Raw genomic sequence first — 10,773 nt, forward strand, 5'->3', positions numbered from 1 at the left:
CTCTTTACGTGTGCTATTGCAATACGATGCAACTTTAGATAGTTTTGGCAATGCAGTAGGGGGAAAACAATGCGAGGCACAGTATTTCACTACGACGAGGATCAGGACTTCGGTTACATCAACGGAGCAGACGGAAAGCGCTATATCTTCGCGCGTGAGGACCTGAGCCAGCACGTCGCGCTGGTCAGAGGCACGCCTGTCGAGTTCCGGCCGGACGATGGAACGGCGCACGACATCGTCGCCGCGGCCTCGCCGGTTGGCGGTATGGCGGCGTCGGGAGCCGATCAGCCGCAGCACTTTGGCCGTCTCGCCGAGACCGAGCCTGTCGGACCCGCGGGGTTGTGGACTTACTTCCGGCGTGCCCTGAGAGAGAACCACGTCAACTTCACCGGTCGCGCCCGCCGCAAGGAATTCTGGGGCTTTTTCCTTTACTGGACTATCGTCCTGATCGTGACTTCCGGTTTAGCCTTGCTCATCAACGCTGCCCTCAGCGCTTTCAGCGGCAACCTGGACATCTCGGCGCTAGGTTACATTGTTCCCTTCATATTCATGCTGGTAACGGTCATTCCGTCTTTTGCGCTCATTGTGCGGCGCCTGCACGACGTCGGGCTGACCGGCTGGCTTGCCCTGCTCTGCTACGTTCCGGCTTTCGGTGGCCTGGCGTTGCTGGTCTTCGGGTTGATCCCATCCGAAACGGGCCAAAACCAATGGGGTGCGGTGCCGGCCGGCGTCAAGATCTAGCAGCGATCGCCTTTAGAGCTTCACCCGACAGCCTGAGAAATACTTTCTGGCCATGGCGCTCGGCACCAAGCCCGTCGTAGAAGCGCAGCGCACCTTCGTTCCAGTCCTCGGTGGTCAGGTCGATGCGGCCGATGCCTTCGCGCAGGCAATGGCCGGCGAGAAAGCCGATTAGCGCCCGACCGACACCGGCGCTGCGGATGTTTTCCCGCACGAACAGATCCTTCAGGAAGAGCAGCCGTTCGAGATCGATGCCGGGATGTGCGATCGCAACCGACGCAAGCCCGCAAACCTCGCCCTCGGCGAAGGCGAGTGCGAAATGCGGATAGGCCGGGCTTTCCTGGCCAAGCCATTTCTGCGCGGCAGACAGAGCCCGGTCAGCATCGAGCGGCGGCTGCCGGTAATGCACCGCCATCTCGCACAGCATAACAGCGAGTGCTGCCGCATCCCCGGTCGTCCGCCCAGCGGACGTCGACCGCCACAGGCTTAGCCCAGGAACTTGGCGATAATCGCGTCGCCCATCTCAGCGGTGCCGACCTCGGTCATGCCCACCGAGAAGATATCCCGGGTGCGCAGGCCATCGTCGAGTACCGCGGCAATCGCGCTTTCCACCCGGTCGGCTTCCGCCACCATGCCAAAGGAATAGCGCAGGCACATGGCAAAAGAGGCGATCATGGCGATCGGGTTGGCGATGCCCTTGCCAGCAATGTCGGGCGCCGAGCCGTGCACCGGCTCGTAAAGCGCCTTGCGCTTTTTCGTCTTGGCATCCGGCGCGCCGAACGAGGCGGACGGCAGCATGCCGATCGAGCCGGTCAGCATGGCGGCGATGTCGGACAGCATGTCGCCGAACAGATTGTCGGTGACGATGACGTCGAACTGCTTGGGCCAGCGCACCAACTGCATGCCGCCGGCGTCGGCCAGCATGTGATCGAGCTTGACGTCGGCATATCTGGCCTTGTGGGTTTGGGTGACGACCTCGTTCCACAAGACGCCGGATTTCATCACATTGCGCTTTTCCATCGAGGTGACGTGGTTCTTGCGTGTCCGCGCCAATTCGAAGGCGACGCCCGAAATGCGCTCGATCTCGAACGTGTCGTAGACCTGCGTGTCGATGCCGCGCTTCTGGCCGTTGCCGAGGTCGATGATCTGCTTGGGCTCGCCGAAATAGACGCCGCCGGTGAGCTCGCGCACGATCAGAATGTCGAGACCCTCGACCACGTCCTGCTTTAGCGAGGAGGACGCCGCCAGTGCCGGATAGCAGATGGCAGGCCTGAGATTGGCGAACAGCTCCATATCCTTGCGCAGCCGCAGCAGTCCGGCTTCGGGGCGCACTTCATAAGGCACCGCATCCCATTTCGGCCCGCCGACGGCGCCGAACAGCACCGCGTCGGCAGCCATCGCCTTCGCCATGTCGGCATCCGAAATCGCCGCGCCATGCGCGTCATAGGCGCAGCCTCCGACCAGCCCCTCATCGGTGACGAAGCCGCTGCCGAGCTTGTTGTTCATGGCCGCGATCAGCTTCTTTACCTCGGCCATCGCTTCGGGGCCGATGCCGTCGCCGGCGAGCAGGAGAAGATTTTTCGAAGCCATCAGAACCGTCCTAACTGTGGCGCATGACCCCGAAAATCGGAATCGATTTCGGAAAGGATCATGCGCAGAACCAAAATTCTACAGCGTCCTTTGCGCGTCCAAAAGGACGCGCGGCGCTGTCGTGAGCCGCGGCCTTGCTAAACGCCAAGCGGCCTATGCGCAAGCGTTTGGTTCAGGGCACCTTTGGCGATCCTTGCGCCCCCTCTGTCCCCGCCGGCGTCACGCAAGCTTCTGCACCACCGCCGCGCTCAGGCCGTGCGCTTGAGTGCCGTCACTTCGATCTCGATCTTCATTTCCGGCTTGTTGAGTTGGCAGACGATCATCGTCGCCGCCGGCCTGATGTCGCCAAAGGCCTCGCCGAGGATCGGAAAGACGATGTCCACGAAAGCCGCGTCGGTGATGTAGTAATGCGCCCGCACCACATCGGCCATCTCGAAGCCGCCATCCTGCAGCGCCTTGGCGATCGTCGCCAGGCAATTGCGCGTCTGCGCCTCGACCGTCGCCGGCATCGACATGGTTGCATAGTCGTAGCCGGTCGTTCCGGAAACGAAACACCAGTCGCCCTGCACCACGGCGCGTGAATAACCGGCGGTCTTCTCGAAGGGCGAGCCGGTGGAGATCAGTTTTCGCATGGCTTCCTCGCATACTCCTTAGGCGATATTGAGCTGAAGAAGTGCCTTTCGGCCATGGGCCAGAAGGGGCGGATCGACGGTGCAAAAACCGTGACAGCGCGGCGCGCCCTGCATTCGATCAGTGCAGCGAGGTCGAGCGAGGCGGGATCGAACTCCTCCGCAAGGCCCACCAGAAAGGCAGTGGGACAGGCATCGGCCAACGCGGTCTGGTTTCACATTGACTCTAGCAGATGGAGGCCGATCGGCAGCGAGTGTCGATCATTTCGTTCAGCGGCAAATCGCAGACCTCTAGGATTAGCCGAAACACCCCTCCCTTCGTCATCCTGGGGCGAAGCAAGGAGCGAAGCGACGCGGCGCAGACCCTAGGATGACGAAGGGAGGGGGACTTATGGCTAATCGCAAATGTCGGAGATTGGCGGCTGCAGGCCGGGCGCCAACGACCGTCCACAGCCCCTTTCAGGCAAGTCGAAGAGCCAAATCCCTGTGCGCAGAGGACTGGCTAGCCTTTTCGACTACGCGCCGCCAGCGTCCGCAACCTCAGCGCGTTGAGGCGGATGAAGCCTTCGGCGTCCTTTTGGTCGTAGGCGCCACGGTCGTCCTCGAAGGTGACCAGCGCGTCGGAATAGAGCGTCTTCTTCGACTTGCGGCCGGTGACGATGACGTTGCCCTTGTAGAGCTTCAGCCGCACCGTGCCTTCGACATCCTCCTGGCTCTTGTCGATCATCGCCTGCAGCATCAGCCGCTCAGGCGCGAACCAGAAGCCGTTATAGATCAGCTCGGCGTAGCGCGGCATGAACTCGTCCTTGAGGTGGGCGGCACCGCGGTCCAACGTGATCGATTCGATCGCCCGATGGGCTGATATCAGGATGGTGCCGCCGGGGGTCTCGTAGACGCCGCGCGATTTCATGCCGACGAAACGGTTCTCGACAAGGTCGAGCCGGCCGATGCCGTTGTCGCGGCCAAGATCGTTGAGCGCCGCCAGCATCGTCGCCGGTGACAGCTTCTTGCCGTCGAGCGCGATCGGATCACCCCTCAGGAATTCGATTTCGATCTCGGTCACCTTGTCTGGCGCGTCCATCGGCGAGACGGTGCGCTGGTGAACAAATTCCGGCGGCTCGTTCCACGGATCTTCCAACACTTTGCCTTCGGAAGACGAATGCAACAGGTTAGCGTCGACCGAAAACGGCGCGTCGCCTCTCTTGTCCTTCGGCACCGGAATCTGGTGCTGCTCGGCAAAGTTGATCAGGTCGGTGCGCGACTTGAACGACCAATCGCGCCACGGCGCGATGACCTTGATGTCGGGATTGAGCGCATAGGCCGAAAGCTCGAAACGGACCTGGTCGTTGCCCTTGCCGGTGGCGCCGTGGGCGATAGCATCGGCGCCGGTTTCTTTTGCGATCTCGACCAGGTGCTTCGAAATCAGCGGGCGGGCGATCGAGGTGCCGAGCAGATAGGTGCCTTCATAGACGGCGTTGGCGCGAAACATCGGAAAGACGAAGTCGGAAACGAATTCCTCGCGGACATCGACGATGCGGATGTCCTTGATGCCCATCATCTCGGCCTTGCGCCGCGCCGGCTCCAGCTCGCCGCCCTGACCGAGGTCGGCGGTGAAGGTGACGACTTCGGCGCCGAGCTCGGTCTGCAGCCATTTCAGGATGATGGAGGTGTCGAGGCCGCCGGAATAGGCGAGCACGACTTTCTTGACGGCTTTTGCTTTTGACATTTGGCGGTTCCGCGACAGGAGTTCTCGGCGGGCGAGGTATCACGCCGGTTCCGGCTAGTGCAAGGGACGAAGGGGACGACAGGTACTCTGGATCAGCTATTGTGCGGGCCAGTCGCTGGCGCAGGCATCGTGCCTGCGCTATAGGCTTCGCCGTCTTACGCCTCCGGGGCCTGCCCATGTCCTTCATTCCCGACACCACCACGCTGATCCAGTTCGCCATCGCCACCGTCATCCTGGCGATCACGCCCGGGCCCGACATGACGCTGTTCGTGTCGCGCACGCTGAGCCAAGGCCGCGCCACCGGCTTTGCCTCGATGGCCGGCGCGCTGTGCGGCACGCTGATCCACACCACGCTGGTGGTGGTCGGCGTCTCGGCGCTGATCGTCGCCTCGCCGGCGGCCTTTCTTGCGCTCAAGCTGTTCGGCGCCGGCTATCTCGTCTTCCTGGCGTGGCAAGCGATCACCAAGGGCTCGGCGTTTTCGCCCGAGAAGAAGAGCGGGCCCGAGATTTCGCTGTTCCGTGCTTGGGCGGCGGGGCTCGGCGTCAATCTGCTCAACCCGAAGATCATCCTGTTCTTTATGACCTTCCTGCCGCAGTTCGTCTCCGCGCATGACCCGAACGCGCCCGGAAAACTGTTCTTCCTCGGTGCGATGTTCGTCGTGCTGTCGATCCCGGTGACAGCGCCGATGGTGTTTGCAGCCGAAAAATTCTCGGCGGCGATGAAGACCAGCCCGCGCGTCACACGCGTCGTCGATTATCTGTTCGCCGGGGTGTTCTCGGCCTTCGCGCTCAAGATCCTGACGGCCCAGGCGAAGTAGGCGTGGACCTTCCGGCTTGCCGCCAGCTCCCGGCCGAGCGGCCGGCACTCAGCCAGTAGAAAATGCCGCCGACCATGCCGCAGCCGATCACGGCAGCGACGACGCGCGGATCGGCGATCTCGAAATTGGCATCTGCGGTCTGATAGGCGAAGCCGAGAAAAACCGCCGCGACTACCGCACCCGCCAGCGCATAAAACAGCCAGTCGCGCCGTCCCAGGATTTCGGAGACGAAGATGGCGACCGCCGCCGGCATGAAGGCGAAATAGGCGACGAACAGCGCAACGAAGGGGACGGAAAACCACAGCGAGGCCTGCGCCGCCGGCTGCGTCTGCTCGGTCATCAACCCAAGCGACGCCAGGAACATGATATTGAGGAAGGCGCTGGCCGCCAGCGAAGCGACGCCGTAGCCGATCAGGATGACAGCGAAGCGGATGAGGTAAGCGGCGATACGATTCACGCCTCGCCGTGCCCCGCGATCATCATCGCTTCCAGCGCCAGCCGGTCGACCTTGCGCATGCGCTCGGATTCCGATTTGAGCTGGCCGCAGGCAGCGAGGATGTCGCGACCGCGAGGCGTGCGGATCGGCGAGGCGTAGCCGGCATTATTGATGTAGTCGGCGAATTTCTCGATCGTCTCCCAGTCCGAGCATTGGTAGTTGGTGCCCGGCCACGGGTTGAATGGGATCAGATTGATCTTGGCCGGAATGCCCTTGAGCAGCTTGATCAGCCCCTTGGCGTCCTCGATCGAATCATTGACGTCCTTCAGCATCACATATTCGAAGGTGATGCGGCGGGCGTTCGACAGGCCGGGATAGGCGCGGCAGGCGGCGATCAGCTCTTTCAGCGGATACTTCTTGTTGATCGGCACCAAAAGGTCGCGCAAATCGTCATTGGTGGCGTGCAGCGAGATCGCCAGCATGACGCCGATCTCCTCGCCGGTGCGGAAGATTTCCGGCACGACGCCGGAGGTCGACAGCGTGATGCGGCGCTTCGACAGGGAAAGCCCGTCGCCGTCGGAAGCGATCAGCAGCGCCTTCTTCACCGCCTCGAAATTGTAGAGCGGCTCACCCATGCCCATCATGACGACGTTGGACACTTTCCGGCCCTCGGCCGGCACGATGGCGCCATCGGGCGTGTCGCGGTCGGGGAAATCGCCGAGCCGGTCGCGGGCGGTCAGAAGCTGAGCAAGGATTTCCTCGGCGGTGAGGTTGCGCACCAGCTTCTGCGTGCCGGTATGGCAGAAGGAGCAGGTCAGCGTGCAGCCGACCTGTGACGAGATGCAGAGCGTGCCGCGGCCTTCTTCGGGAATGTAGACGGTCTCGATTTCGACCGGGCGGCCGGCGCCGCGCGGCGGAAACCGGAACAGCCATTTGCGCGTGCCGTCGGAGGAAACCTGCTCCTCGACGATCTCGGGCCTGGCGACGGTGAAATGCTTGTCGAGCTCGGCGCGCAAATCCTTGGATATGTTGAACATGCCGGCAAAGTCGGAGACGCCGCGCACATACATCCAGTGCCAGAGCTGCTGGGCGCGCATCTTGGCCTGGCGCTCCGGCACGATGCCGGATGCAACGAGGGCAGCGCCGAGCTCGGCGCGGGTCAGGCCGATCAGCGACGGCTTTTCGGCCGGCATGGCGCGGGCGCGCAACGCGTCACGGGCGCCAGCAGTGGTAAGATCAAATGAAAGGGTCATTGTTGCGCCAATATAAGCGATTTGCGGCCGATTACAGCATCGTGCCCGAAATGAAGCGCGGCGCATAGCACAGGTTGGTGGCGGAGTCATGGGCGGCGGCGGTGCAAGGCTCGCCGCAATGTGCCGGCCGGCGGCGCTTAAAAAGCAAAAAGCCGGACTTGTGGCCCGGCCCTTACTCAAACTCCGCCTATGGCTATTTGCACTTGGCGATGGACGACAGCGCCGCCGAAATGCCTTTTAGCGAGAAGACATAAGTGGTGGTGTTGCCGCGACCGGACTTCGCCTGCACCTTCATGTCGCTGCCGGACTTCATCGCGGCGATCAGCACCGGCTCCTCAGCGGCGTTCTCGACCCAGGCCGACTTGCCGCGGGTGAACATGGAAAAGCTCTTGCCGTCGATGGTGACGGTGGCCTTGGAGTTTTCCTGGAAATTGTAGCCGGCGATGAATTGCGGCTCATAGGACACCTGCTGTCCCGGCCGCTGGCTGACGAAGAAGAACATGTCGCCATGGTCAAGCGTCGGCGGCTGCTTGTCGGTCGGCACGGTCAGCACATAGCAAACCTTGCCGCCCGAGGCCTGGTAGCTGTAAGTGCCCCAGGCATTGTGCTGGCCAATCTTGGTCGCCGACTGCGCCAGCGCCGGCGCTGTCATGGCCACCAGTGCCAGGCTCGAAATTGTAGCAATCAATCCGCGCATCGCTTTTCCCGTATTCCAAATGGTGCGGAAGCAGGCCGGCTCGGCGTCCTGCCCGTCGCTTCACTTTGATTTAATCTGGGTTACCAAACGGTGAATTTCCTTTGGGAAAAGGACATCCACCCCAGGAAACCGCCGCCATCCTTGCGCCCGTCGCTCGAAAAGCGGCAGTTGCAACGTCCCTTTCGCGACTTGGAGGCCACGAAAGCGGCAAGAGTTTGACTTTTCAAACAGCTGGATCTTGCAGCCATCTTGGCTTCGGAGCCACGTGGCGAATTTCCCTGCAGGTGGCAGTATGCTATGTTCCTTTGCAAGACGCGCCGTTATTGCCAGCGTACGGGAGGCTGGTCATGGCCATTTCCGAGACGGTCCTGATCCTGGCAGGCGGCACAGTTGTCCTGGCAGTCATGTTCGGCATTCGTGTTGCCATGCGGGCGATGGCTGGCGGCGCAGCAGCGGACGGATCGGGTGCCCGCGACACGGCCGGGGTCATTGCGCTGCCGCCTTTGATCTTTCTGTGCTTCCTGGCGGCGGCAGCGGTCCTCGAGGCGCTCATTCCGCTCCCGGTCCTGGCCGGGCAGGCGCTTGCCCGCTATCTGGCCGGGGCCGTGCTCGCGGTGTGCGGCTTCGCGTTCATCTTTATGGCGGCGGGGCGCTTTAATGCTGCTGGTACCAACATTCCGCCGACCCTGCCGACGACGGCGCTGGTCGTCGACGGCATTTATCGGCGAACCAGGAACCCATTCTATCTGGGAACGACCCTCATTTATTTAGGCCTCGGCGTCGCCGCGGGAAGTTTTTGGGCTATTGCGCTCGTCGTCCCGTTGCTGTGGGTAATCAATGCCGGCGTCGTCGCGCGGGAAGAGCGCTATCTGGAGCGGAAGTTCGGCGATGCGTATCGCGCCTATAAGGCGCGGGTGCGGCGGTGGGTTTGATGCGGTATCGCCGGTGAGCCGAGTTTCGCCAGTTCGCCTCTCTCGGCTCAGCTGTTGTCGGCGATCGCTTGCTTGGCGGCGAGCCGGTGCGCGGGGGTGATGTGGGCTTTGACGGCAGTGATCGCGGCGGTCAGCACGGCGATATCGTCGGTAAAACCCAGTCCAAAGACGAAGTCGGGGATGACGTCCGTCGGCAGCACGAAATAGCCGAGCGCCCCCAGCAAGATGCCCTTGGCGCGCAGCGGCGTGTTCTTGTCCATGGCGCAGTAATAGGCCGCGACCAGCTCTTCCATGAACGGGATCTGCCGGGCGGCCTTCTTGGCCGTGCGCCAGAATTTCGCGCGCACTTCGCTTTCATCGCCCGGCTTGCCGCCAAAGCCGAAGAAATCAAAACCGGATTTTTGCGCCATCAGTCTCTCCTAACGGGGCCACGCATGTCGTTCCACGCGCCTGCCAGCGGAAAATGTGGTGAAAGCAGTGCCCCACTACAAGATGCCGATGTCTCGACGCAGCGATTCTGACAGCTCGGAAACGACCGGCAGCAAACGTCGATGGTCTCAGCCACAAATCGAACACTTCTAGGATTGGCCGACCCATTCGACCAGATGGATTCATCGGGATGGCCGCCCGACGGCCCGTCACTCCGCCGCCTCTTCGATCCGCTCCATATCGTCGTCCGACAGGCCGAAATGGTGGCCGATCTCGTGAATCAGCACATGGGTGACGATGTCGCCCAGCGTCTCTTCGTTCTCGGCCCAGTAGTCGAGGATGGCGCGGCGATAGAGCGTGACGCGGTTCGGTCCTTCGCCGGTCTGCGGATTCCAGCGCTCGGCGATCCCACGCCCCTCGAACAGGCCGAGCAGATCGAAGGGCGTTTCCAGCGACAGATCGTCCATGATCTCGTCGGTCGGGAATTCGGCGATCTGGATAACGATTTCGCCGGTCAGCTTGCGAAATTCCTCCGGCAGATGGGCGTAAGCCTCCAGCGCCAGGAACTCCATTTCCTCCATGGATGGCGAAAGCTGGTCGTGCCAGACACGGGTCTTGTAGATGCGGGCCATGCTTTGTCCTTCTGATCCCGGCATATAGGCTTTCGAGCCGGGCTCGGCAAATGGCCGGGTTGCCGCCCACGCAAGGGCAGGAATAAATTCCCCATGTCTCCGCTTGACTCTTCGGTCGCCCTCTGGAATCTATTAGAACATAACAGGAACAATTGTGAGTGGAAGCTGACCGTCATGGCGACAAGCGCCGTGGCGCGGGAGACTGTTTTTGCCCTGCGCCGCCAGATCGCGAAGATCGAGGGAACGCTGCCCGAGCGCCTGGAGGCGCCGGCTGGCGCAGCCCCCGTTGATACGGATGTCACCTCACAGAATCCAACAGCTGATATCACGCCCCGGGATCTAACACTCGTCCGCCGCGGCCTCGCCGTGGCACCGCCCGATGCGTTTCTGCGCACCGGGGCGGAAGGTCTCGATACCGCGCTCAGCGGCGGCCTGCCGAAGGCAGCGCTGAGCGAGATCCACGGCGCCGCGACCCGCGATGCCGGGGCCGTCGCCGGTTTCGCCCTGTCGCTCGTCAGCCTGATCCTCAAACAGGGGCCGCGACTGCCGGTCCTGTGGATCGGCACCGCGGAGATCTTCCGGGAAGCGGGCTTCCCCTATGCCAGAGGGCTTCACGCCTTTTTCGGCATCGAGCCGGAGCAACTGCTGTTTTCCGAGGCGCCAAAACTCCTCGATGCGCTGTGGATCGCTGAGGAGGCCGCCCGGATGACGGCGCTCGCCGCCGTCATCCTCGAAATCCGCGGCAGTCCGCAGCGGCTGGATCTCACCGCGACGCGGCGGCTGCACGCCCGGGCGCAGAATGCCGGCCGGCCGGTGTTCCTGCTGCGCCAGGCCGGCGAACCTGAGCCGACGGCGGCACCCGTACGCCTCGTCCTGTCGGCGGCGCCGTCGGC

At 62.6% G+C, this 10,773-nt stretch carries 13 protein-coding genes; 4 read left to right on the top strand and 9 right to left on the bottom strand.

Translation table 11 applies throughout. From position 1 onward, the window contains the following. The first annotated feature begins 69 nt into the window (after positions 1 to 69). Positions 70 to 741 (top strand): DUF805 domain-containing protein, encoded by a 672-nt coding sequence (locus E5W87_RS24285; protein WP_292403280.1) that lies wholly within the window; start codon positions 70 to 72, stop codon positions 739 to 741. On the opposite strand, the gene E5W87_RS24290 is transcribed toward E5W87_RS24285, so the two are convergent. From E5W87_RS24290 to E5W87_RS24305, 4 genes are all read right to left on the bottom strand, one after another. Next, the gene (locus E5W87_RS24290) at positions 731 to 1,153 is read right to left on the bottom strand and encodes a GNAT family N-acetyltransferase (RefSeq protein ID WP_292403283.1); all 423 of its coding nucleotides are present in this window, start codon (positions 1,151 to 1,153) and stop codon (positions 731 to 733) included. The two genes, E5W87_RS24285 and E5W87_RS24290, sit on opposite strands and share 11 nt — an antisense overlap. Positions 1,154 to 1,224: 71 nt before the next feature. Beyond that, entirely contained in the window at positions 1,225 to 2,328 is a 1,104-nt protein-coding gene (gene leuB / locus E5W87_RS24295) for a 3-isopropylmalate dehydrogenase (RefSeq protein WP_292403286.1), read from the bottom strand. A gap of 248 nt (positions 2,329 to 2,576) precedes the next feature. Further along, on the bottom strand, positions 2,577 to 2,960 hold the full coding sequence (locus tag E5W87_RS24300; protein WP_292403290.1) for a RidA family protein: 384 nt from the start codon (positions 2,958 to 2,960) through the stop codon (positions 2,577 to 2,579). A 499-nt stretch (positions 2,961 to 3,459) separates the two neighbouring features. Further along, positions 3,460 to 4,683: an argininosuccinate synthase gene (locus E5W87_RS24305; protein WP_292403293.1), complete on the bottom strand. Its 1,224-nt coding sequence runs from the start codon at positions 4,681 to 4,683 to the stop codon at positions 3,460 to 3,462. A gap of 176 nt (positions 4,684 to 4,859) precedes the next feature. On the opposite strand from E5W87_RS24305, the gene E5W87_RS24310 reads away from it, so the two are divergent. Then, positions 4,860 to 5,501: a LysE family translocator gene (locus E5W87_RS24310; protein WP_292403296.1), complete on the top strand. Its 642-nt coding sequence runs from the start codon at positions 4,860 to 4,862 to the stop codon at positions 5,499 to 5,501. Here E5W87_RS24310 and E5W87_RS24315 read toward each other — a convergent pair. The 3 genes from E5W87_RS24315 to E5W87_RS24325 all read right to left on the bottom strand — a co-directional run bounded on the left by E5W87_RS24315 (position 5,473) and on the right by E5W87_RS24325 (position 7,887). Beyond that, the gene (locus E5W87_RS24315; RefSeq protein WP_292403299.1) at positions 5,473 to 5,958 is read right to left on the bottom strand and encodes a hypothetical protein; all 486 of its coding nucleotides are present in this window, start codon (positions 5,956 to 5,958) and stop codon (positions 5,473 to 5,475) included. The genes E5W87_RS24310 and E5W87_RS24315 overlap by 29 nt on opposite strands. Next, positions 5,955 to 7,190 carry a 23S rRNA (adenine(2503)-C(2))-methyltransferase RlmN gene (gene rlmN / locus E5W87_RS24320; RefSeq protein WP_292403303.1) on the bottom strand — a complete coding sequence of 412 codons (1,236 nt, stop codon included), beginning with the start codon at positions 7,188 to 7,190 and terminating at the stop codon, positions 5,955 to 5,957. The genes E5W87_RS24315 and rlmN overlap by 4 nt, the downstream gene beginning before the upstream one ends. A gap of 193 nt (positions 7,191 to 7,383) precedes the next feature. Then, entirely contained in the window at positions 7,384 to 7,887 is a 504-nt protein-coding gene (locus E5W87_RS24325; RefSeq protein ID WP_292403306.1) for an invasion associated locus B family protein, read from the bottom strand. A gap of 347 nt (positions 7,888 to 8,234) precedes the next feature. Between E5W87_RS24325 and E5W87_RS24330 the strand changes: the two genes are divergently transcribed. Next, the gene (locus E5W87_RS24330; RefSeq protein WP_292403310.1) at positions 8,235 to 8,819 is read left to right on the top strand and encodes an isoprenylcysteine carboxylmethyltransferase family protein; all 585 of its coding nucleotides are present in this window, start codon (positions 8,235 to 8,237) and stop codon (positions 8,817 to 8,819) included. A gap of 47 nt (positions 8,820 to 8,866) precedes the next feature. Here E5W87_RS24330 and E5W87_RS24335 read toward each other — a convergent pair whose 3' ends face one another. Together E5W87_RS24335 and E5W87_RS24340 are read right to left on the bottom strand one after the other, a co-directional pair. Continuing rightward, complete coding sequence (locus E5W87_RS24335; protein ID WP_292403312.1) at positions 8,867 to 9,229, bottom strand: YkvA family protein; 363 nt, start codon at positions 9,227 to 9,229, stop codon at positions 8,867 to 8,869. Between the two features lie 228 nt (positions 9,230 to 9,457). Further along, complete coding sequence (locus tag E5W87_RS24340) at positions 9,458 to 9,880, bottom strand: metallopeptidase family protein (RefSeq protein ID WP_095485111.1); 423 nt, start codon at positions 9,878 to 9,880, stop codon at positions 9,458 to 9,460. A 174-nt stretch (positions 9,881 to 10,054) separates the two neighbouring features. Between E5W87_RS24340 and E5W87_RS24345 the strand changes: the two genes are divergently transcribed. Beyond that, on the top strand, positions 10,055 to 10,773 hold a 719-nt coding region (locus E5W87_RS24345), incomplete at its 3' end, for a hypothetical protein (RefSeq protein WP_292403315.1).

This window comes from Mesorhizobium sp., assembly GCF_004962925.1.
Classification (GTDB): domain Bacteria; phylum Pseudomonadota; class Alphaproteobacteria; order Rhizobiales; family Rhizobiaceae; genus Mesorhizobium.